The sequence below is a fragment of the Raoultibacter timonensis genome, assembly GCF_022845715.1.
Classification (GTDB): domain Bacteria; phylum Actinomycetota; class Coriobacteriia; order Coriobacteriales; family Eggerthellaceae; genus Raoultibacter; species Raoultibacter timonensis.
Genome location: NZ_AP025564.1, coordinates 3,229,961 through 3,252,682 on the forward strand (window position 1 = coordinate 3,229,961; position 22,722 = coordinate 3,252,682).

Here is a 22,722-nt window from a genome sequence, read left to right on the forward strand (position 1 = left end):
GGGAACGCATGCAATCGGACAGTGCGCCTTTCCCGTAAACCAATTCTAACAGGCGTTATCCACACTCACACAGCCCGTCTTACCGACGATTCACATCGCTGGTATGAGCCTGCTTCTGCCCTTTTTCCCATAATGGCGCGCCCCGCTTGATTGCGCTGCACACCTTACCCGCCCATGATGCACCCAAGCCCGCATGCGGTTCGGAAGCCCGAAACTGTGTCGCCGCCCGCATGCATCGCACACGGCACGTAAGACGAGAGGATGTGGAAACATGGAAGACAAAGGCTTTGAGCTCGTAGCGCATGAGAAGCCATGGCACTACGAGGAGGACGGTCTCAAAGTTACGCGCGGAAGCGCATGGACGGGACCCGGATGCCATATCGGCTGCGGCGTTCTGCTCTATACCGACGAAAACGACAAGCTCGTCAAGGTTGAAGGCGATCCCGAGAACCCCTTCAACGAAGGGCGCCTCTGCCCGCGGTGTCTCGCCCTGCCCGAATGCACCAACCACGACGATCGCCTGAAGTACCCCCTGAAGCGAGCCCGCGAAGACCGCGGCAAGAACACGTGGGAGCGCATCAGCTGGGACGAGGCCTTTGACACCATCGCAACCAAGTTCATCGATATCCGCGAAGAGTTCGGTCCCGAGCGCGTGGCGTTCTATCAGGGAACAGGCCGCGACATCGCCGCATGGATCACGCGTCTCGCCTGGTCGTACGGCAGCCCCAACTACCTGTTCGGCATGAGCGGCATGTCGTGCTATCTTCCCCGCGTAGCCGGGTGTTTCGCCACCACCGGTGCATTCTGGCTCGGCGACTATTCGCAGCAGTTCGCCCAGCGCTACGATGACGCGCGCTGGAAGCTTCCCGAGGTCATCATGCTCTGGGGCAACAACCCCATCGTGTCGAACTCCGACGGCCTCTACGGCCATTGGATCGTCGACTGCATGAAGATGGGCTCGAAGATCATCACCGTCGACCCGCGCCGCACCTGGCTCTCGAGCAAAGCCGAGCACTTCTGCCAGCTGCGCCCCGGCACCGATGCCGCACTTGCCATGGGCATGCTCAACGTCATCATGAACGAGGATATCTACGACCACGATTTCGTCGATCGCTGGTGCTACGGCTTCGACGAGCTGAAAGAGCGCGTCGCCGAGTTTACGCCTGAGAAGGTCGAGGAGATCACCTGGGTACCCGCGGAGGAGATCATCGGAGCAGCGCGCACCTTTGCGAACGCCGAGAACGCCATCATGCAGTGGGGCCTTGCCATCGACACCACCAAAGAAGCGCTGCCCGCCTGCCAGGCCATTTCGGCGCTGTTCGAGATCACCGGCAACATCGACAACCCAGGCGGCATGATCGCCCCGCCCTCCATCCTGTACTACGCAGGCGGCTGGGGCAACGAGCTGCTCGACCCCGAGATCGCCAAAAAGCGCATCGGCCTCGACAAGTACGCGCTTCTGAACTTCGGGTTCCAGGTGGCGTCTACCGACGAGATGATCAAAACGTTCGAGACCGGTAAGCCCTACGAGATGAAGGCTGCCTGGCTACAGACCACGAATTTCCTCGCCTGCACCGCTCCCGACACCGAGCGCACGATGGCCGCGTGGCAGAAACTCGACTTCATCGTCGTCACCGACCTGTTCATGACGCCGACCGCCATGGCGCTGGCCGATATCGTGCTTCCCGCCTGCACCTATCCTGAACGCGACGGCCTGCGCGTGGGCGACGGCGTCCAGCGCGGCGAGGTCATCAACAAGGTGACCCAGATCGGCGAATGCAAATCGGACATGGAGATCAACCTCGAGCTCGGCAAGCGCCTGAACCCCGACGCGTGGCCGTGGGCCGACGTCGACGAGATGTTCTCCTTTATCCTAGAAGATGCAGGCGTCGGCATGAACTTCCACGAGCTGCAGGAAAACGCGCCCGCCTACATCCCCTTCGAATACCGCAAGTACGAAAAGGGCCTGCTTCGCGCCGACGGACAACCCGGCTTCGATACGCCGTCCGGCCGCATCGAGCTGTGGAGCAACTTCTACAACAACGCTGGTCTCGACCCGCTGCCCTACTTCGAAGAGCCGACACCCGGTCCCACCGCCACGCCTGAGCTGCTCGAGGAGTATCCGCTCGTGCTCACAACCGGCGCCCGCAACTTCACTCTGTTCCATTCGGAAAACCGCCAGGTTCCCCATCTGCGCGCCGTCCACCCAGACCCCATCGTGCAGATGAACCCGGCAACCGCCGTTCGCTTCGGCCTCGAGGACAAGGATTGGGTCTGGGTCGAGAACGCGCGCGGACGGTGCAAGCGCCGCCTCGAAGTCACGCCCATCGTCAACGAGATGACCGTCTCGACCGACCACGGCTGGTGGTACCCGGAGGCCGATCCCGAGAACCTCTTCGATGTACGGGACCTGAATGTGAACAACCTGTTCCAGTACATCCCCGGCAAAGCCGGATTCGGCTGCAACTACAAAACGCTTCTGTGCAAGGTTTACAAGATCGAGGAAGGGGAATAGCCATGGCCCGCTATGGAATACTGGTTGATTACGAATGGTGCTCCGGATGCCACACCTGCGAGGTCGCCTGCCAGATGGAGCACGGTTTGCCGACAGACCGCTTCGGGGCGAAGCTGTTCGAGCTCGGCCCGTGGCAGATGGGGGAGAAGAACTGGCAGCATGCGAACGTTCCCTTGTTCAGCAAGGAGTGCGACCTGTGCCGCGAGCGAACCGAAAAGGGAAAGCTTCCTGCGTGCGTCGCGCATTGTCAGGCAAAATGCCTCACCTACGGCCCCGTCGCCGAGCTTGCAAGCGAGCTTGAGAAGAAGCCGCAGCAATTGCTCATCGTACCGTAAGGACTCGTATCGCTGCGGTGTCCAAGTCCCCTTGGTCACCGCAGCCCACTCGATTGGGGGAAGCAGATGGACTCGGTTAAAGCACTGGTGGGTTCGTTTATCGTTGGGGGAATACTTGCAATGGTCGGCCAGGCGTTCATGAGCATCGCGGTAGCCGTTTTGGGACCCGATTCGTTTTTTCTTGCGGCAACTACGCTCGTGGGTGTCGGCCTCGTCGGCGCGGTTCTGTTCGTGTTCGGCGTGTACCAGAAAATCGAGCAGGTAGGCGGCTTCGGTGCAGCGCTTCCGTTCTCGGGACTCGCCGCCGCTGTTGCCGGAACCGTCGTGCGGGCTAAAGAGGACGGGGCGGCCATGGGAGCCTCGATGCTCGCCGGCGTAAAGCTTGCAGCATGGGTTCTCGGAACAGGCTCGCTCATCGTCGTCATCGTCGGCCTCGTCGCGTTTCTGATCGGATAGGTGACCGTACATGGAATTTCTCAACGCGTTTCTTATCGGCGGGGCAACCTGCCTCGTATTCCAAGCCATCATGATGGTGACCAAGCTCGAACCGCCCAAGCTTCTCATCTTCGGCTTGGGCCTTGGCGGCCTGCTCTCAGCGCTCGGCATCATGGGGTCGCTCCTCTCGTTCAACACTGCCGGGATGCTCATCATGGCCGTCGGCGCGGGGGATGCGGTGTTCGGCGCAACCACCTTGGCGCTCATGGGCGACTGGAGCATGGTCGCGCTCGTGCTCGGCATATTCGCCGCCCTCATCCTGCTCGGCGTAGCCGCCGGATGGGTGTACTGCAAGAAGAACAAGGTGTGAACGCGGCCTCGAGCCCGTTTCGCACGAATGAAGGAGGTGCCGGATGTGCGGATACGCGTGCATGAACTGCGGGCGGTGCGGCAAGAAGCCTGCCCGCCCGAAACCGGCGCTCGAAGAGGTGCCGGGGTACTGCAATGCATGCGGGCACATGAACGGCCCGACCGCCAAGCGATGCAAGGCATGCGGCAGCCGCCTCGGATCGGCCGATTCGCTGAAGCAGCCAGCGGAATAAGGCGCGCATCCGCACGATGGCGCGCACAACGCCCACCCGCAAAAGGGTTCGAATCGCTCGAACCCTTTTGCCCTTGCTCGCAGGGTGCCGACGATCGAAGGTTTCGGTATGGGGTTGCGTTCGGCCGATTGCCCAAAGCCATTCGGTAGTATCATGTGATCGGTTTGCATTTTACGTACATCAGGGGGTCGCGTGGCGGAATACGACAGCAACCGAAGCGAAGCGCAAAGTCGCCGGAACAGCGCACAGGGCAGCGAGGATCAGTCGGGTGCGATTCCCGACGCAGCAAGTAACACCCTTTCGTACTTCACCCCGAAATTCCTCGCAGGCTTTCTTGCAGTAGCCCTGTATTGGGCGTGGATATTCTCGACGTACTTCACCGATATCCTCATGGTGCCGCTCGAGGGAACCGAAGCACCTGATCTGCTGCTCAAAGGGGCGGGGCTCGCAGGATCGGCCCTCTTTCTGTTCGTCGCATACCGGACCCACAGTTGGTTTTCGCAAGGGACCAGGAGCATCGCCCCGAAACTGCTTCCCCTTACCTGCGGGCTTGCGGCCTGCATTCCCCCGATCGTCAGCAGCGTTTCAGCTTTCGGCCCCTGGCCTCTGCCGACAGCCGTCCTCTGGCTGATCATGGGATGCGGAACCGCCGCCGCACTCGTACAACTCGGCACGCTCATCACCCGCATCGACGGCGATCGGCTGCCCTACGCCGTAGCAACGGGCACGATTCTCGCTGGAATTATCTACCTCGCCGTTGCGAACATGCAAGGCGTTGCAGCCGTTATCGCCATCGCAACGCTCGCGTGCAGCACCGGAGCGCTTCTCTGGGGAGCGCCGCGCCTCTGCACCTCGCAGGATAACGAAATCGTCAAAACGCGTACCACCGGCGCATCGCGGGCGTTCAAGCAGCTTTCGCTTGAGCTTTTTTTCTTTTCGGTCGTATTCGGTCTCGCCCTCTGCATCGGCGTATCGTTCTCGCTTCACAACCAAGGTCAGGGTTTTGTTTGGATAGCACTCGGACTCCCCGGCGTCTTTCTGCTGCTGTACTGCACGGTCCTCAACCGGCATATCGGCACCGCCACCGTATCGCGCGTGCTCCTCTCCTGCATCGCCGCCATCCTGTTGCCCCTCCCGTTTCTCGATACGTTCTGGAGGATCGTCTGCTGTTCGCTTCTTATCTTTGGCTTTACCTGCTACGACATGCTGAGCTTTAGCGTCCTCGCAAGCATCATCCGCGCCGAATCGCTGCGTCCCGCCAAATACTTCGCGCTGGGTAGGTTCGCCAACGCCATCGGCGTGGTGATCGGCTGGATCGTAGGGTCGATCGTGCTTCTCGCAAGCGACTTCGGCGATGCGGTCTTCACGACGGCATGCCTCAGCTGCGTGTTTCTGCTCGTCGTCATCCTCACGTTCGTCCGCTGGCCCGACTACACGGCAAGCAGGATCGAGGATGATCGCAAGAACTACTGGAAGCAGAGCATTCTGGAAATCGCCGAAAAGGCCGACCTCTCACCGCGGGAAACCGAGGTGCTCGAGCTCCTCTCGCGGGGCAGGGACACCGAGTACATCCACGATGTCCTGTTCATCTCCTCGCATACCGTAAAAACCCACTGCTATCACCTCTACAAAAAGCTCGACGTGCACTCGCAGCAGGAGATCATCACGCTCGTAGAGGCGAAGGCGAACGAGAAGCGTCTGCTCGACAAGAAGGAACCGCTCAACGGCTAGCAGGCATCGGAGCTTTCGCGGGATCCTCCGAGCTCAAATGGCTCCCTGCGCGGTCAATCAGCATCCTCCTTACAAAAAAGAAGGCGCCCTCTCGGACGCCCTCTTGAATGCGCTATCGAACCTGTGTTATTCGGCAGCAGGCTCTTCGGCAGCCTCGGCCTTGGGGGCCTCTTCGACCTTCTCAGCCTTCTTCTTGGCCGGCTTCTCCTCGACGACGACGCTCTCGTCGACTTCGATCTCGAAACCGAGCTCCTCAGCGGCGGCCTTCATGGACAGGGAGATGCGACGACGCTCGGGGTTGATCTCCATGACCTTGACCTTCACCTCGTCGCCAGCATGCACGACCTGTGCAGGCGAATCGATGTGCTTGAGCGACATCTCGGAGATGTGCACCAAACCTTCGACGTTCTCGCCCAGCTCGACGAACGCGCCGAACGGAACGATCTTGGTCACGCGGCCATCAACGATGGTTCCCAGCGGGTATGCCTCGACGAGCTTGATCCACGGATCCTCGGTGGTCTGCTTGAGACCGAGGGAGATGCGCTCGCGCTGCAGATCGACGTCGAGAACCTCGACCTCCACCTCGTCGCCGACCTTGACGACCTCGGAGGGGTGGTTGACGTGGTTCCAGGAAAGCTCGGAGATATGCACCAGACCGTCGATGCCGCCGAGGTCGACGAATGCGCCGAAGTCGACGATCGAGGAGACGGTGCCCTTGAGGCGCATGCCCTTGGAGAGCTTCTCGAGAATCTCGGCACGCTCGTTCTTGCGGCCCTCTTCGAGGAGCACGCGGCGGGACAGCACGACGTTGTTGCGGTTGCGATCCATCTCGATGACACGGGCTTCGATCTCGGTGCCCAGGTACATGTCGAGATCCTTCACGCGACGAAGGTCGACCAAGGAAGCAGGCAGGAAGCCGCGCAGACCGATGTCGAGGATGAGGCCGCCCTTGACGACTTCGATAACCTCGCCGGTAACCACTTCGCCGGCCTTGAACTTGTCTTCAACCTGAATCCATGCACGCTCGTACTCGGCACGCTTCTTCGAGAGGATGAGACGGCCGTCCTTGTCTTCCTTCTGCAGAACGAGAGCTTCGATTTCGTCGCCCAAGTTCACGATGTCAGCAGGATCGGCATCCTTGCGGATGGACAGCTCGCGGGAGGGAATGACGCCCTCGCTCTTGAAGCCGATGTCGACGAGCACCTCGTCATGCTCGATCTTAACGACCGTACCACCGACCAGATCGCCCTCGTCGAACTCGGTCAGCGTGCCGTCGATCATCTGGTTCATCTGCTCATCGGAGATGTCGTCGAACTCGATAACGGACGTGTTCTTGATTTCGGTCAAAACGGACCCCTTTCAAAACAAAAATCGGGGACCCTTCGTCATGATTGCTTGCTACATTCACCATGTTCGCTTATGCAATGAAGCCTGGTTTATCACCGTGCTACAAACATGTCTCGGGGGCCTACAGTTTTCACGCTTATACCGCATCTGCGATACAAGCTGAATTAGTATAGCATAGGCGCTTTCACTCGGAGCTCAGATTCGCTTGCTCAATGCGGTATTTCACAAATCGCGCGAAAGGGACGCAAAAAACGCACTCGCTTCCGCTGCATCGCGACCGCCCGCTCGCCATCGACGCCGCGCAGCGTTAGTATCCCATCGTCTTCTTGATCTTGGTTCTCAGACCAGCAGAAAGCGTATTCGTCGAACCGAGCCAGTACAATCCCTTTGCCTGCCCGGCGGGAATGACTCGAATAGCCGAGTAGTCGTCCGCATCGACGAGCAGGATGGGAAACCGCTTGCTACCGCATAGCGGGCCGCCTGAGAGCGCATCGGGGAAGTTCTGCCCCGTCGCGAATGAAATCCGCTCGGCACTGAATCCCGCACTCGAGACAAGCCAGCTGGCGATGGCCGCCGATGTGCCGTAGCGGGTTTTGGGATAGGAGTTGCCCACCCCGCCCGCAAGCCGCACCACCCGCACAGAAGTCGACTTCAACGAAGCTTCAACCTTCGCCGAAACGGAGTTCGTATCGCCGACGATAAGCACCTGCTTATAGCCTGAAAGCTCTTTCAGGAGAGCCTTATCGAGCGAAGATCCGGGACTCGCAATGAAAAGCGGTGCACCCGTCGCCGCACAGTACGGCGAGACGGACAACGCATCGGGAAAGCTGTCCGATCGCGCGACAACAGCGGTGTCGCTTGCAGCTCCCGCCTTCTTAGCCGCCTCCCGCAGCAGCCTTGCCGTATCGAAGCGGTCGACGCCGCCGATCCTCTGCACGGACGGAACGATCGCGCGGATGTCCGACTCCACCTTTCTCGACAGGGAGTTTTTGTCGCCGATCAGGATGATCTCGCCCAATGTCCCCTTCGTCGCACGCAGGTACGCGCGCAGGTCGGGGTCCAGGGCGTCCGACGGGTTCAGCAGAATGGGGTACCCCTTCGCTCCCGCCAGCGTCGAAGCGGCAAGCGCGTCGGGAAAATTGTTCGACTTGGCGACGATGACGCCTTTCGGTCCCCCGGGATACGTCTCCCGCGCCACCGCGATGGCTGTACCGATGCGCGTCGAGCCGGAAAGCTCCTTTTCGGCTTTCTGCACGGGCTGTTCCGTCTCGCCAGGATTATCGGGGACCGTCGGCGGGTCGACAGGCGGGTCGGTCGGCGGGTCGACAGGCGGGTCGGTCGGCGGGTCGACAGGCGGGTCGACCGGGGGGTCGACCGGCGGTTTCGGGGCAGACAGAGCGTCATGCGAGCGCACGGCGATTGTCTTGCCGTTACCGTCGGCAACGGCACAGTACAACGTGCCTTCGACGAGAGCGACGGAAAGACCCGAGCCGCTTCGATACACCATGTCACCGAGCTGGATAAACTCGCTAACGTCATCCACTGGTGCGGCATACGCTGCCACCGACCCCTCGCTGTTCACGCCGCAAAGGTACAGATGGGCATCGTCGGCCGCAAGGCAGCCGGAAAGGGAGAGAGCCGAGGCTACCTCATTTGAAACGACCCAGTCAGATAAGACGGATCCATCGTCGGCGAGAGACGAAAGACGCGCGGTGCCGCTGCCGGATTCGAATGTATACAGATAGACGGTGTCGCCAACCGAAACGGCGCTGATAGATGCCGCCGCACCCGCACCAACCGTTGCCGTTTTCGTCCACGAGCTTTCCGCCAAACGGTATATGCCCGTTTCCCATGGCATCGCGTCGATGTCGCCCGCAACCACTGCAGGGCTTCCGTTCAAATCGAATACCGTGGAGTTTGCCGCCATTCCGAGGGGGATATTCCCACCCTGCTGGACCAGATTCGCCCCATCGAGTCGGTACAGCCTGGTGTTGCTGCCGCCGTCGTCGGCAAGAACGTACAGACCGCCGCCCGATACGGCGAGGCCGGGAAACGATGCTCCCGTCGGGGTCCCGGGAGTGCTGGCAACATCGACCCAAGAGGAGGCGCCATCGAAGCGCATCAACCTCACGGTTCGCGCGTTCGCATCCGCGCCGGCCAGGTAGAGAGCCCCGTTGAACCATGCCAGTTGCGCGTTCGAGATCCCCGTTATCTCGGCACCGCAAGCGCCCCACGAACGAGCGCCGCCATCGTACTTCCATACACGGCCGAGATGCTGCGTCCGATCTCCCCCCAGCATCTGGCTCTTGGCTAGCACGTACACGTTTGCGCCGTCGGTTGCCGTGGCGACAGCAGGCACCCCCATCGTGCCGAACGGCACATTGCCCGACGGGTCCGCAACCTCCTGCCAAAAATCGGTCCCCGACCAATCGGCATGGCTCACTTCGATCGTAATGGATCCATCGGTCTGCTCGACGGGCTTTATATGCAGCCCGGAGTTTCGCCCATCCGAATAGCAAATCGCACCATCGGTCAGACCCTTCGTCACATCGGTGAAGCCGATTTCGGTGCGATTGCCCCCCTCGCAACGATCGGGCGTGCTGACCTGAGCGTGTACGATATCGCCTGCTCCGTTCGCCCGCCCGTTCGTCATGCCCGTTTCGCCTTCGCGGAACACGTATACGTAGTCGCCTCGTGCGGTAACGTTACCCTCTTCTACGTATTTTTCGTTCACCCGATATACGATGAAGCCCGAGCCGCCGATTTTGGTGTCGTAGTTCGAAACGCCGCTCGTTTTCTGGCGGTATTCGACCACAAAGTATTCGGAAGACGACAGCGGCGTCTTGATCTTGACGGCCTGGCGCTTGCCGGCAGCCCGCCCCTCTTCGGAGCCGGCATCCGCAGGAGCATACAGCGTGTAGGTTCCCTCAGGGGCTTCTTCGGCAATGCTGCACCACCCCGCAGTCTGCCGCGTAAGGGCAAGAGGCCACGAGAACGCTCCCGAATTGGCCATAACATCCCAAACGCCCACAGGAACGCCCAAATCCGCATCGCCATCGCCGAGGCGGTAGTAGTCTCGAACATCGAGCGTATGCAGATACTCGTGCGCAGCCGTGCCCTCGAAGAAAATCGTGCTGACCTCGCCAGTGGTCGGATCGATGTAAGCTTCGATAACGTTGTAGGATCCGATCTTCTTGGGCGATACGGACCCGATCGACGGCTGTCCGTAGCTGACCGCCTCGTGGCTGGTAAACGTGCCCCCTCGCCCCACCACGGGAACGATAAGCAGGTTATCGACGTAGCCATCGGCATTGACATCGAGCGCCGATGCATCGTAGTCGGCATACGCATCGTTGAACTTCGCCAATGCTTCGGCAATCATCTCCTCGTCGTTATCGACGTAGTGGGACGCCTCGTAATCGAGGGAAAGGCAGCTCACCGTTCCGTCGGACTCGTTGGTCTGAGGGAAAAAGCTCTGCACATCGTGCTGGCCGTCGGACATCAGGCGAATATAGCTCCTGAACGACCGCTGAACCGGCGTTCCGGAAACGGAATCGAGAGACGCGCAGAACTTTTCCCAATACGTTCGGAATCCCCCGTAGGGGTACGCGGCGTTAAACCCGGTATGGGAGAAATCGGAATCCCCCCATGCGTCGTCTTTGAATTTCACGAGCAGAACCAAGCTCGAGCGCACTGTCGCATCCGCGCGAACCGTCGGCATCGGATACGATGCTAAGAGGTCGGCATCTCCCCCCGAATCGGCCGCTCTCCCATTTCCCTCGTCCGAGGCGGCCTCAATCCGAGCATCCGAACCAGGCTGAGTGGAATCCGCATAAGCCAACGACCGGGGCGTAAAGGAGAGCGCCAACAGCGCAGCCAATCCCACCGAAAGGGCTCGACGTGCAAAGCGAGGCATCTCATGAAGCAAGGGTGCGGCCTTTTCGTTCATTTGTCGTCCATTCATATATTACCGATACGCTTGCAATTATACTGCCTTTTCCCGGAACGGCGCGCTCGAGAGAGCCGCACGATCGCGCCCGTACCGCAATGCAGACAAACCCTCAGCGGAGGCATCGCCCGCCCGTAAAGCGCCTATCGAGCATTCCCGTGATCCCTCAATACGACAGGACGGCCACCTTTGCGCGCAAACCAGAATTGCCAATCGTCGTTCTATGATCATTTCACTTGTATTATCATAGACGTAGCAGCAACCCGCTGCACGTCGGTCGACCGAGCGGCAGACGTTCGATGAAATAAAGCGAGACGATCACCATCCGAGCATCGGTATTTATCGCGCAAAGCGTACGCCACCTCCTCGCGGCAGGTTTTGTGGCCGTTTGCCTGATCGCCTGCATAGGAAAGCCCCTCCCGGAAGCATTTGCGGAAAGCACTGACGATCCGGCGTCGAAAAAAGCCGTCTCAGTCGCCTATTACGAAGATGGCGATTACATGCATCGCAACGACGACGGATCGTATGCGGGGTACAACATCGACTACCTCAACGAAATCGCACGGTATGCTGACTGGTCGTACGAGTTTGTCGATTTCGAAACCTGGGAAGAAGCGTACGACGCCATCGCGGCGGGCGAGGTGGACATCCTGCCGTCGGTTTACCACTCCGATGCGCGCGACGCAGACATGCTCTTCTCGAAAACGCCCGTATGCAGCATCTACACGGCAATCAACGTCCGCATCGACGACGATCGGTTCGCCTACGACGACTTTTCCGCATTCCAAAATATGAGGGTCGGGGTCATCGAGGGGGGTCTCGACGCACGTGCGTTCGAAAGCTATTGCGAGAAAAACGGGGTCTCAGTCGAAATCGTGCCCTTCGGCGAAACGCCCCTTCTCACTGATGCCCTCGATCAAGGCGAGCTCGACGCGATCGCCATAACCTACCTCGGCGTCAACACGCAGTACAAAACCGTTGCGCAATTCTCGCCCGAACCGCTCTACATTGCCATCGCGAAAAGCAGAGACGACCTGAAAACCGCTATCGACGATGCGACCGACCGCCTGCTGATTCGCAATCCCGATTACTTCACCGAGCTCTACGAAACGTACTTCAGCATCAACACGAGGCAGGATCCCGTATTCACGCGCGACGAGTACGCATACATCGAGAACGCGCCCACGCTGACGGTGGCTTACGACTCTTTCAGAACCCCGCTTTCCTACACCGATCCGACTACGGGAGAATACGCCGGCGTCACCGCGATGCTCTTCGAAGACATCGAGCGCATTACTGGGCTGCAGTTCACCTACGTGCCCGTCGACGATCACGACGAGGCGCTCGCGATGGTAGAAGCAGGAGAAGCCGACATCGTCTACGCCGTCGACCAATCGGTCGAACTCTCTTCGTCGAGCTCGATGCGCACCACCGGCCCCTACCTCAAAGACCCTATGGCAAAGATAGTCGGAAGCAATCCGACCGGGACGCGCATTGCGCTGCCCAAGGGGTTCTCGCTTGCCGCCGAAATCGCCGAGGATTCGCAGGACCACGAGTCCACCTACTACGAAACGCCGAAACAGTGCTTCGATGCGATCCTCGACGGAAAGGCCGATATGGCGTACGCCGACATCCATGTTGCCGACTACCTGCTTACCGAGCCCCAGTACGATTCGCTCAGCCTGCTCGCCCTGACCGATTACACCAACAACATGGCCATCGGCGTATCCGCTTCAGCCGATCCCCTGCTCGTCAGCATTCTCGATCGGTGCGTCCAGTTCACCTCCGATTCAACGATGACGCGATGGGTTACCGAAACGGCTTTGATCTCACACCCCACCAGCCCCGCCGACATCATCAGGCAGTACCCGCTGCAGATCATCGGTGGGATCGCGTTGCTGTTCATCTCGGGAACGGGCATTTTCGTATACATTTACCGCAGCAAGACGAGCAATGCGCAGAGAATCACCCGCCTTGTCTACACCGATCCCCTCACCGGCGGCTGGAACCTCAACCGATTCCAGATAGAAGCGTCTCGGGTTCTCGAGGAGGACGGCGGGCACGCCCACGCGATGCTCTTCTTCGACATCAGCCGTTTCAAGAACTTCAACGCAGCCTTCGGATACGCCGAAGGCGATCGGTTCCTTGTCGCCATGGGAAACCTGCTCGATCAGTTCGTCGACGAAAACGAGTTTGTCGCTCGCGTAAGCGCCGATCAATTCGTTGCGCTTCTCCGCTGGACGGGCAAGGAAAATTTCGAGCGGAGATTCGAGCGGCTCGACAAGGAGCTTAACGGCCTCGGCATCCTTGAAAAGCACCGATACCGCGTCCTCGTATTCGGCGGCATCACGGTGCTCGAAGCGGGAGGCGAAACGCGAAAAGACCCCGTTTCCGAACTCATCGACTGCGCGAGATACGCACGCGAGAGCATCGGCGAGGCCTCTCGCAGCACGGTCGCTCTTTATACTTCCGATATGAAGGAACGGGATATCGAGCAGCGAACGCTGCAGGGCGAGGCGGTCGCTGCTTTGGCAAACGGCGAGTTCGTCGCCTACTATCAGCCCAAAGTCGCCATCGGGACGGGAGAGATCGTCAGCCTCGAGGCGCTGGTGCGCTGGGTCGTGCCCGACCGCGGCATCCGCAATCCAGTCGAGTTCATCGACTTGTTCGAACGCAACGGGTTCGTAGTCGAAGTCGACCTCTGTGTGTTCAGGCAAGCCTGCGCATACATCAAAGAGCGCATCGACGCCGGCCTCCCGATCGTGCCGATCGCCTGCAACTTCTCGAGGCTTCACCTGCTCGACGATCGGTTCCCCTCGACGCTCAAGCGCATCGTCGACGAATACGACGTGCCCATCGATCTGCTCGAACTCGAACTGACTGAGAGCATCGTCATGGAGGATCTCGCCCGCGCCGAATCCATGTGCCGTGCGCTGAAGGATCTCGGATTCCGTATCACCATCGACGATTTCGGAAGCGGGTACTCTTCGCTCGGAGCGTTGCAGCATCTCCCCATCGACGTGCTCAAGATAGACCGCAGCCTCCTGGTGAACAGCGAAAGCGGCCAACGAAGCAAGATCATCTTCGAGGGCATCATCGAAATGTCGAACCGCCTCGATGTGAGCGTAATCGTCGAAGGCGTGGAAACCATCCGGCAGGAAACCATGCTGAGATCCTACGGCTCGCACCTGGTTATACAGGGATACCTGTATTCGAGGCCGGTTACCCGCGCAGCCTCCGAAGCGCAACTCGATGCCGGCGCGCTGCTTCCCGTCGAAGAAGAGCCGAAGACGGTCTAGCGCCTAGGCCTCGCGATACCGCGCAGAAGCGGGATGGGACTCGTAATACACGCGTTTATCGGCGTACATCGCGCTATCGGCCCAACGCACGGCATCGTCCACCAAGCACGGAGTGCGCGCGTAGTGCACGCCCATGGCCATGGAGCACGCCTGGGCGGCGAGCTTGCGACGCGCTTCGGCAACCTGCTCGGCGAATTCGGACTCGTCCTTATCGAGCGCTACCGCGAGAAACTCGTCACCGCCCATACGGTACACGAGCGCATCGGAAAACGCTTCTTTAAGAATATCGCCCGCCAGCTTGAGCACCCGATCGCCTTGCGCGTGGCCTTCGTGATCGTTGATATCCTTGAGCCCGTTCAGATCGACGTACGCTACGCCGAATCCGCTTCGGGCTCCTTCGCCATCCAGCTTTCCGACATCCTCGATGAACCGATTGCGATTCGAAAGCTCCGTCATGGAATCGGTGTAGCTCAGCGTCTTGAACCGCTCCTTAGTCCGATAGCGTTCCAACTCGATCGAAAGGAAATACGAAAGGCTCGTAAAGAACGACTCGCAATGGTCGAGGTGGACCGCAGCCGGATTGTCGACGCCGATCGACCCGATCAGCTTGTCGCCGACGAGCAGCGGTGCGTCCACGACGCTCGCGATCCCTCGAGTCGAAAGCATTTCGTACTCGGCCGGTGCCGTTTCGCGCAGCTCCTCTACATCCTTCACGATCACGGTTCGCCGCCCTAAAAGCAAAGGGAGCCACTGTCCGACGAAATCCATTCCCACATCCTGCAGCCCATCGATCTGCGGAACAACCCCCTCGGCGCACCATTCGTGCGTGTTTCTGAACAACCTGCCGTCGGGCGAGACCTGGAAGATGTACACACGATCAGCCTCGAGGTACCGGCCGATCATCTCGAGAACCAAGGTCATATCGCCCGCGAAGCCATCGATGCTCTGCAGCTTCATCGCGCACTGTACGAGAAGCCGTTCGAGGCCGAGCTGAACCTCTAGGACCGACGATCGTTCGCGCTGCTCCGATACGTCGAACGCGACCTCGAAACGAGCCGAGCGCCCCTCCCAATCGACGAGCTTGTCTTTGAGAAGATAGTATTTTTTGAACTTCTCGTTAAAGTGATCCCAGGCGACGAATGCGTCGGCGTCGAGGGAATCGTTGTTACAGAAGCCGCACGGCTCCGTTTTGTCGTGCAACGCCTCGTAGCACTTCATGCTGCGCCACTCGGGACCGACAAGCTTCCGCATCGGTTCGTTCATGTAAAGAAGATCGTGCGATTCGATGTCGCTTATGTAGACCAGTTCGGCTAGGGCATCGAAAATCTTGTACGGATCCGGCATTAAAACCTCGCAGAGAACCCCCCCCCAGCGATACCGCGCCGAGAGGAGTCCTTTTATCGATAGTATAAGTGTATAACATATATATAACGATATGCGGCATATTTTACCGAAAGCCGCCCCGTGAAACCGATGCGCAGGCAGCGCGAAACCCGTCGGCTGAAGTCGAGTGAAACCCCCCGCTATCGAAAATCAGGGATATGCGAGCTACCGAGAATCCTTCTGGCATGAGGGGCAGGTGCCATCGAACATGATCTGGTGCCCCTCGATTTTGAACCCGTGAGCATCGACCACCTCGTCGGTCAAATCGAACCTATACGGCATGTCGATATCGAAGATCCGACCGCACTGCCTGCAGCGCGCATGGTAATGGGGCTCGTTGAAGAAATCGTAGCGATCGGCCCCGCCCGCCACCTCGACCCGCAGCACCTCGCCTTTGTCGGCAAGTACCCCGAGATTGCGATACACCGTCGCACGCGAGATGTTCGGATGCTTTGCCCGTACTTCTTCGTAGACATCGGCCGACGTGGGGTGTTCGTGCAGAGATTGCACCGCCTCCAAGACAAGGGCCCGTTGGATTGTATTGCGCGTAGCCGGCCTGCGCTCGCCGGTCTGGTTGGTCGCCAAAGCCATGGCCGCTTCTTTCTCTCAAACCCGCTCGACCGATACCGAGCCGCTCCATCGGACATTCGATCAGGCGGAGTCAAATCAGACATACATCCTATTAGGATTCTATATCGTTAAGATACCACGTGAACACGCCCGGTGCAAGCGCACGGGACGGCGTGCACCGCACGTACACATGTATCCAGCCGATTTTATTTCCTGCGCGCTATGTCGAATACGATCCACAGAGAAAGAACCGCTGCGCCCAGGTAGCCGAAAAAGGCCAGAACGGGCACCCCGAGCAAACGCGGTTCCATGGTCGAAAGGGAAAGCATGCTCGAACCGATGAACAAGCCCGCAATGATGAGCGCTATCGTCAAGCGGTTGACGATTTTGGAGATGCGCGCGAGCGGCGCCTCCGACCCCAACACCTCCATGTTCATCTTAAGCTGGCCGCGCGTGAGCATCTTCAGGGCGTCGCCCGAGTACGTAAGCGCATCGAGCGATCCGGTGGCCGAAGAACGAAGCGACCGGGTGAGACCCTCGAGCGCACGGATCAGCTCGTCCCGATCGCTTTTGCTGTGGCGGATATGATCGTTGATGATGGCGACGATGTTGAGGTTGGGAATGAACGGGCCGACCGTGCCCTCGATCGTCACGATCCCGCGCGAAACGCTCGTAATCGACGAAGGCAGCGTTACCTTGCATTGGCGCGTGAGCGCGAGGATATCGTTGAGAAAAGCACCGATGTCGATTTCCGACACATCGCACGAGCCGTAATCGGCAAGCAGCAGATCGAGGTCCGCAAGAAACCGCGTATGGTCGATAACCGCATTGTCTTTGGAAACGGCAAAGCGCATGAGCGCCTCTTTGAGTTCGGACGAATCGAGCTTGCCGACCGCTTCGATGATGTCGCCGAACCCGGCTCGATCCCGCGCAGAGAGCTTTCCCATATTGCCGAGGTCGATGTAGACGACCTTCCCTGCCCTGATGAGCACGTTGCCCGGATGGGGGTCGGCGTGAAAGAACCCATGATCGAGAATCTGCGTCGCATAGTTGTCGAGCATCTTGCTGCCGATTTCTTCGAGGTGATAGCCCTTCTCCATCAAGCCCTCGGTATCGTAGATGGGAATGCCGTCGATGTACTCCATGACGAGCACGTATTCGCTGCATAGTTCGGGATGCACCTTCGGGCAATCGATGAACGCAACGTCTTCGTTGAGACGCGCGAACTCGGCGAGATTTTCCGCTTCCCGTCGAAAATCGGTCTCCTCGAGAAACGTCGCCCACAACTCTTCGACAACATCGCGCAGGTCGAGCATCTGCTCGTCTTTCATGAAGCGAGCAGCCTGACGAGCGAGCATGCGCATGATATCGATATCGAGCGCCATCGTCTCCTTGACGCCGGGGCGCTGGATCTTCACCGCAACGATTTCACCCGATTCCAGCACCGCACGGTGAACCTGGGCCAACGACGCACTGCCCAAAGGCGTGGGGTCGATCGTCACGAAAATCTGCTCGCGAAGGCTCCCGAACTGCGCATCGAGCGCCGCGAGCATCTCGTCGAACGGCAAGGGTTCGCATGCCGTCTGAAGCTTTTCGAGCTCGTCGCAAAACGCCTTCGGGAGAATTTCCGAACGCGTCGAGAGCGTCTGCCCGATCTTGACGAAGCTCGGTCCCAGATCTTCGAGCATAGCCCGAAACTCCTCGGGCGAAAAACCGCGCAAAAACTTATGCTTCCGAAGAATGCTCGATATCTCGCGAAGCCTTTTCGCCCTCGTTTTCCGGTTCAGGTGGAAACGGTTCTCGGGGTCGATGCCCGCACCGGAACTGAAAAAATAGCGAAGAACCGTGTTGTCTGCCATGATCCCGAAGCGATACGATCAGTTACGCTGTCGGCGTCGAATCGTCGCCGTTCTCCTGGGACGCTTCCTGCGTTTCCGCATCTTCTGCGGAAACGGTTTCGGCAGTCGACACCGCCGAAGCGTCTCCGACGGCAGCCTCTTTCGCAGCCGCGGCCGCGTTTGCCTTGGCGGCAAGATCGGCTGCACGAGCTGCAAATTCGGTACGTTCTTCGGGGGTCATAGCGGCCATGCGCGCTTCAAGCGCGTCGTAGCGCAGCGTTGCCGCAACGTCCTCCGCCTTGTGCTTGAGCTCGCTGTTGATCTGCTTTCCCTGGTCGACCGTAATTTCGCCCTTTTCGATCAGCTGGTCGATAAGGTCCTTCGCCTTCTCGCCCGTGATCGCCATGGCGCCGACTCCGGCCAGGAAAATGTCTTTGAATCCGTCACCGAGGTTTGCCATATACGCCTCCTTCGAGTGTAGCGCAATCGGTCCGCAAGCGACGATGCGCATGCGGCATCTTTCATCTATGATGCCGCATGGCGCGCAAAAGCGCAATCAACGAAACTGCAGCAAAATCATGGGGCTCGCACCACCTTGCACGCGAACCCGAAAATGCCGCCGGAAGCGCAACCATGGCGAGCCGATCCCAGCTAAAAAACGGCAGGGGCCGAATCGCGGCAGAAAAAAGCGATCAGCCCCGCCGAAAACCCTGCTCGGCAGGACCGATCGTTCGCTTTTTCGGCAAGCGTTTGCACCGTTGCGGCAAGCGCGCTATATCGCGTCGATGCCTCTCTCGCCCGTACGTATCCGGACGACCTCTTCGACGGGGAAGATGAATATCTTACCGTCGCCCACCTCGCCGGTCTTCGCCGTCTCGCAGATCAGGTCGACGACGGCGTCCACGCGGCTTTCGTCAACGACGATCTCGAACTTCACTTTCGGAACCATGTTGAGCATCACCTCCGTACCGCGGTAGTACTCCTTCCATCCGTGCTGGTTTCCGCATCCGTGCACCTGCGAGATGGTCATTCCCGAAACCTTTGCGGCAAAGAGCGCGTCTTTCAGGGGTTCGAGTTTTTCGGGACGGATGATCGCAGAAATCTTCTTCATATTCCCTCTCCCTTCGTTAATCGAGGCCGATGTATGCCGGATATGCGCTTTCGCCATGCTCTGCGACATCGAGGCCAGCGGCTTCTTTTTCCTCGCTCACGCGCAGGCTTCCCCTGAACAGCGCCTTGATGACGAACCCGAGAACGAGATCGGCAACCCCCACGAACGCGATGGTTACAAGGATGCCGAGCACCTGCGAGCCGAGCAGCGAGGGGTCTCCCGTATAGAGCAACCCGCCGTAATCGGTCCAAGACAGCTCCGGTACGCAGAACAGACCGGTCAAGACGCCGCCCACGATGCCGCCGACGCAATGGCAACCGAACGCATCGAGCGCATCGTCGTAACCGATCTTCTTCTTGCAGAACGAGATAGCGAAGTAGCAGACAGGTGAAACGACGAGGCCCATGACGATAGCGGCCCACGGCTCCACGAAACCGGCAGCCGGGGTTATGACCACCAAACCGGCAATCAGGCCGGTGGCGGCACCGACGAGCGTGGGCTTGCCCACCTTAAGGCGCTCGACGATCATCCAGGACACCAGCGCAGCACCCGACGCAACCACGGTGTTGACCAAGGCCAAAGCGGCAACGCCATCGGCAGCGAATTCGGACCCGGCGTTGAATCCGAACCAGCCGAACCAAAGAAGCGTTGCCCCCAATGCCACAAACGGAACGTTGTGCGGACGGTAGCTCATCATGCCAAAGCCCTTGCGGCTGCCCAAGAGCAGACACAGGACAAGGCCCGTCAAACCCGAGCTGATATGCACGACATCGCCGCCTGCGAAGTCCAATGCACCGATCGCATCGCCGATCAGACTGCCGTCGCCGCCCCATACCATATGGGCTAAAGGCGGGTAGACGACGATCGTCCAGACAGCAACGAACGCGCACACCGCACCGAACTTCATGCGCCCGGCAACCGCACCGGTGATGATGGCGGTCGTGATCATACAGAAAGCCAGCTGAAATACCACATCCGCAATCGCAGGGTACGCATCGTGGCTCAGCGCTTCGGAAGCCCCGCTCGTCATGTTGGACACGAGCCCTTGCAAACCGATCTGGTCGAAGCCTCCGAAGAACGGAATCGAGCCGTCCCCACCGTACGCGAACGACCACCCGCACAGCGTCCACGTGATTCCCACAATGCCCATAACCGCAAACACCATGATCATCGTGTTCACCACATTCTTACGACGGCTCAACCCGCCGTAGAAGAATGCCAAGCCCGGCGTCATCAACAAGACGAGCATCGCGCACACGATCATAAAGCCCGTCGATCCTGAATCGTACATAAACCTACCTCCTTCGTATTCGATGCACATGGTTGACAATCCGATAGTCCCACGCCAAAAGCACGGCAGGCGGCGCATGTGAAACTGTTAACGGTTTCGAGAAAGTCTTTTAACAAACGCGAAGCCCGGGCGTTACAATACGGAAACACGACAAAACGGAACGCGCACCAAAGGGAGATGCCCATGAGATTCGAACCCGTCGGAACAGAAGATCAGATCAAGCAGCTTGCGGCCATGGCCGACGAGATCTGGCACGAATACTGGCCGGCGCTCATCGGCGAGGACCAGACCGACTACATGGTCGAGCAGTTCCAGAGCTTCATGGCGCTTATCCGCGACATTCGCAACGGCGAATACGAGTATTGGTTCCTCGTCGACGACGAGTCGGGCGAAGACCGCTTCGTCGGCTACACGGGCGGCAAAGTGGAGCGGGAAACCAACCGATTCTTCATCTCGAAAATCTATCTGTACGCAAACGAGCGGGGCAAAGGCTACGCATCGCGCGTCATCCGCTTCTACGAGAGGCTTTGCAACATGCGCAACCTCGATGCCATGTACCTCACAGTGAACAAGCACAACGACATTGCGATCCGCGCCTACGAGGCCAAGGGGTTCGAGACGATCGAGGCTGCCGAAACCGATATCGGCGAGGGGTTCATCATGGACGATTACATCATGGAGAAGGGCGTCGGTACCGAAAAAGCCTAGCAACCGCAGCCGGAATCGCATTCGTTCCGCCCGCACACGACCGTATACCGAGGCCCCTTGAAACGATCACCCTCACATTCTTCCCAGACCACCGCCCCGCACACGGGCAGAATCGTCACCTTCGTGCTCGGTGCTCTTGCGGTTCTGTTCGTTGCCGCCTTCCTTGCGCTGCGCTTCGCGGTCTACAGCCCTGCGACCATCGTACCTGGAGAGAATCTGTGTCTGATCGGATACTATCGTCTCGACGAGCAGGGGCTGGATGGATTCAAAGACCTGATCGAGCGATCAAGGGGCATGACGGAAGAATACACGGTCGCATTTTTCGAAGCGGAACTCGACGAGCACGGCGCCGTTAAAACCTTCGCCCTTTCGCTCGACACCTTCGAAAACGGAGACTATTCGGGCGTAGCGGTCTACTCGTACGCCGACAGATCTCTGACCTACGATCCTCCCGCGCAAAACGGCTCGAGCCTCGTCAATACCCCGAACCCCAACAGCACCCTGGACTATCTCAGCGAACAGCTGAATAGGATTCCGCTTGCCGATCAGATAAGCGCAAGCGGTTTGGAGCGTTTTGTTCTGCAGTACCGACCCCATACTCTCATCGACGAAAACACGCCCATCTTCGACGGAAGGGGCAAAGATTCGTTTCCGATCCTCGATACCGCTCGGTACAACGCGGGCGAAGGCGGAACGAGCGACGGGAACACCAACGTCGTGTTTCGCCTCTATAACGGATGGAGTACCGTCGAAGGTCAGCAGTACCTCTATGTCTTCGACCCCCTTGAAGCCGAAACAGCCGAGGGCGATCCCGTGGCCATCATGCAGTGCGACTACGCCATCTCGGGCGGAACGCTCAAGTTCACAAAAACCCACGGACAGCGCTGGATCGAATCGGACCTCACGGAAACCGAGCTGGCCGAAACCCTCGATTTCTATCGCAGCGGCCTCTATCTGCCCCCGGCAAGCGTGTTCATCTCACCCGACGACAGCCTGCCCATCGCGTACTTTTACGGCGGCGCACCCACCCTGAAGCTTACGTTCGACGAGGGGGAAACCTGGAGCACGGTTCCCCTCGCCACGGCGGCGGAATACGGGCGGGCAGTCACCAAACGCGCGATAGGGTTCGTTTCGCCGCAATTCGGCTATGCGGCTCTGGGAACCGATTGGTCGATGGGCGCTGGCGAGCACAAGATGTGCTACTTCACTTTCGACGGCGGACAAACGTGGAGCGCGAAGGGGCTTCCTCTCACCATGACAAGCAGTACGCTCGAAGATATGGCCATGGTCGACGAGCGGCAGGGAGTCGTCGCCTTGAGCTCGGGGCTCGACGGGTCTTACCCCTTGTTGTACGCCACCGCCGATACCGGCGATACGTGGAACAGCATCGAACTTCCTTATGAAAGCCTGCCTCCCGAGATCCAGTACCTCTCGAACGTGGACGGCATTTCATATCGTGACGGATCGTTCTTCCTCGTCATGGGCCAAGGCGATACCGGAACAATGAAAGCAACGTTCACAGCGACCGACCTGGTCGGACCTTGGCAGATCCTCGAGATAACCGAAGAGACGATCCACAACGTCGGATAGCCGATCCGATCAAGCTCC

The 22,722-nt window shown here is 59.2% G+C and carries 17 protein-coding genes; 9 read left to right on the forward strand and 8 right to left on the reverse strand.

Annotated features, from left to right (window positions below):
• Positions 1–271 precede the first annotated feature (271 nt).
• From MWL89_RS13265 to MWL89_RS13290, 6 genes are all read left to right on the forward strand, one after another.
• Complete coding sequence (locus tag MWL89_RS13265; RefSeq protein WP_244386612.1) at positions 272–2,515, forward strand: molybdopterin-dependent oxidoreductase; 2,244 nt, start codon at positions 272–274, stop codon at positions 2,513–2,515.
• Positions 2,516–2,517: 2 nt separating this feature from the next.
• Entirely contained in the window at positions 2,518–2,850 is a 333-nt protein-coding gene (locus MWL89_RS13270) for a 4Fe-4S dicluster domain-containing protein (RefSeq protein ID WP_244386613.1), read from the forward strand.
• Between the two features lie 66 nt (positions 2,851–2,916).
• On the forward strand, positions 2,917–3,306 hold the full coding sequence (locus MWL89_RS13275) for a SpoVA/SpoVAEb family sporulation membrane protein (RefSeq protein ID WP_244386614.1): 390 nt from the start codon (positions 2,917–2,919) through the stop codon (positions 3,304–3,306).
• Positions 3,307–3,316: 10 nt separating this feature from the next.
• Entirely contained in the window at positions 3,317–3,655 is a 339-nt protein-coding gene (locus MWL89_RS13280) for a SpoVA/SpoVAEb family sporulation membrane protein (protein WP_102379835.1), read from the forward strand.
• Between the two features lie 43 nt (positions 3,656–3,698).
• Entirely contained in the window at positions 3,699–3,887 is a 189-nt protein-coding gene (locus MWL89_RS13285) for a hypothetical protein (protein ID WP_102379836.1), read from the forward strand.
• A 192-nt stretch (positions 3,888–4,079) separates the two neighbouring features.
• Positions 4,080–5,618 carry a LuxR family transcriptional regulator gene (locus MWL89_RS13290; RefSeq protein ID WP_244386615.1) on the forward strand — a complete coding sequence of 513 codons (1,539 nt, stop codon included), beginning with the start codon at positions 4,080–4,082 and terminating at the stop codon, positions 5,616–5,618.
• A 126-nt stretch (positions 5,619–5,744) separates the two neighbouring features.
• On the opposite strand, the gene rpsA is transcribed toward MWL89_RS13290, so the two are convergent.
• Both rpsA and MWL89_RS13300 read right to left on the reverse strand, forming a co-directional pair.
• Entirely contained in the window at positions 5,745–6,965 is a 1,221-nt protein-coding gene (rpsA, locus tag MWL89_RS13295; protein WP_244386617.1) for a 30S ribosomal protein S1, read from the reverse strand.
• A gap of 307 nt (positions 6,966–7,272) precedes the next feature.
• Positions 7,273–10,914, reverse strand: coding sequence for a cell wall-binding repeat-containing protein (locus MWL89_RS13300; protein ID WP_244386618.1), 3,642 nt, complete (start codon positions 10,912–10,914; stop codon positions 7,273–7,275).
• Positions 10,915–11,414: 500 nt separating this feature from the next.
• On the opposite strand from MWL89_RS13300, the gene MWL89_RS13305 reads away from it, so the two are divergent.
• On the forward strand, positions 11,415–14,213 hold the full coding sequence (locus tag MWL89_RS13305) for an EAL domain-containing protein (protein WP_244386621.1): 2,799 nt from the start codon (positions 11,415–11,417) through the stop codon (positions 14,211–14,213).
• Positions 14,214–14,216: 3 nt separating this feature from the next.
• Here the strand turns inward: MWL89_RS13305 and MWL89_RS13310 are convergent, their stop codons facing one another.
• The 6 genes from MWL89_RS13310 to MWL89_RS13335 all read right to left on the reverse strand — a co-directional run bounded on the left by MWL89_RS13310 (position 14,217) and on the right by MWL89_RS13335 (position 20,406).
• On the reverse strand, positions 14,217–15,557 hold the full coding sequence (locus tag MWL89_RS13310) for a GGDEF domain-containing protein (protein WP_244386623.1): 1,341 nt from the start codon (positions 15,555–15,557) through the stop codon (positions 14,217–14,219).
• Positions 15,558–15,761: 204 nt separating this feature from the next.
• A complete protein-coding gene (locus MWL89_RS13315; RefSeq protein WP_102379842.1) occupies positions 15,762–16,187 on the reverse strand; it encodes a Fur family transcriptional regulator in 426 nt (141 codons plus the stop codon).
• Between the two features lie 185 nt (positions 16,188–16,372).
• Entirely contained in the window at positions 16,373–17,854 is a 1,482-nt protein-coding gene (locus tag MWL89_RS13320) for an ABC1 kinase family protein (protein WP_244386627.1), read from the reverse strand.
• Between the two features lie 193 nt (positions 17,855–18,047).
• Positions 18,048–18,464, reverse strand: a complete 417-nt coding sequence (locus MWL89_RS13325; RefSeq protein WP_244386632.1) for a phasin family protein — start codon at positions 18,462–18,464, stop codon at positions 18,048–18,050.
• A gap of 312 nt (positions 18,465–18,776) precedes the next feature.
• Entirely contained in the window at positions 18,777–19,115 is a 339-nt protein-coding gene (locus tag MWL89_RS13330; protein ID WP_102379844.1) for a P-II family nitrogen regulator, read from the reverse strand.
• 16 nt (positions 19,116–19,131) lie between these two features.
• Positions 19,132–20,406, reverse strand: coding sequence for an ammonium transporter (locus MWL89_RS13335; RefSeq protein ID WP_102379845.1), 1,275 nt, complete (start codon positions 20,404–20,406; stop codon positions 19,132–19,134).
• A 183-nt stretch (positions 20,407–20,589) separates the two neighbouring features.
• On the opposite strand from MWL89_RS13335, the gene MWL89_RS13340 reads away from it, so the two are divergent.
• Both MWL89_RS13340 and MWL89_RS13345 read left to right on the forward strand, forming a co-directional pair.
• Positions 20,590–21,114 (forward strand): GNAT family N-acetyltransferase, encoded by a 525-nt coding sequence (locus MWL89_RS13340; protein WP_341801924.1) that lies wholly within the window; start codon positions 20,590–20,592, stop codon positions 21,112–21,114.
• 57 nt (positions 21,115–21,171) lie between these two features.
• Entirely contained in the window at positions 21,172–22,704 is a 1,533-nt protein-coding gene (locus MWL89_RS13345) for a WD40/YVTN/BNR-like repeat-containing protein (protein ID WP_244386635.1), read from the forward strand.
• Positions 22,705–22,722: the final 18 nt, after the last annotated feature.

Coding starts and splice junctions, on each gene's coding strand:
- MWL89_RS13265 (WP_244386612.1), top strand. CDS start 272: ATGGAAGACAAAGGCTTTGAGCTCGTAGCGCATGAGAAGCCATGGCAC.
- MWL89_RS13330 (WP_102379844.1), bottom strand. CDS start 19,115: ATGAAGAAGATTTCTGCGATCATCCGTCCCGAAAAACTCGAACCCCTG.
- MWL89_RS13280 (WP_102379835.1), top strand. CDS start 3,317: ATGGAATTTCTCAACGCGTTTCTTATCGGCGGGGCAACCTGCCTCGTA.
- MWL89_RS13285 (WP_102379836.1), top strand. CDS start 3,699: ATGTGCGGATACGCGTGCATGAACTGCGGGCGGTGCGGCAAGAAGCCT.
- MWL89_RS13335 (WP_102379845.1), bottom strand. CDS start 20,406: ATGTACGATTCAGGATCGACGGGCTTTATGATCGTGTGCGCGATGCTC.
- MWL89_RS13310 (WP_244386623.1), bottom strand. CDS start 15,557: ATGCCGGATCCGTACAAGATTTTCGATGCCCTAGCCGAACTGGTCTAC.
- MWL89_RS13305 (WP_244386621.1), top strand. CDS start 11,415: ATGCATCGCAACGACGACGGATCGTATGCGGGGTACAACATCGACTAC.
- MWL89_RS13300 (WP_244386618.1), bottom strand. CDS start 10,914: ATGAACGAAAAGGCCGCACCCTTGCTTCATGAGATGCCTCGCTTTGCA.
- MWL89_RS13320 (WP_244386627.1), bottom strand. CDS start 17,854: ATGCTCGAAGATCTGGGACCGAGCTTCGTCAAGATCGGGCAGACGCTC.
- MWL89_RS13270 (WP_244386613.1), top strand. CDS start 2,518: ATGGCCCGCTATGGAATACTGGTTGATTACGAATGGTGCTCCGGATGC.
- MWL89_RS13275 (WP_244386614.1), top strand. CDS start 2,917: ATGGACTCGGTTAAAGCACTGGTGGGTTCGTTTATCGTTGGGGGAATA.
- MWL89_RS13340 (WP_341801924.1), top strand. CDS start 20,590: ATGAGATTCGAACCCGTCGGAACAGAAGATCAGATCAAGCAGCTTGCG.
- MWL89_RS13325 (WP_244386632.1), bottom strand. CDS start 18,464: ATGGCAAACCTCGGTGACGGATTCAAAGACATTTTCCTGGCCGGAGTC.
- MWL89_RS13315 (WP_102379842.1), bottom strand. CDS start 16,187: ATGGCTTTGGCGACCAACCAGACCGGCGAGCGCAGGCCGGCTACGCGC.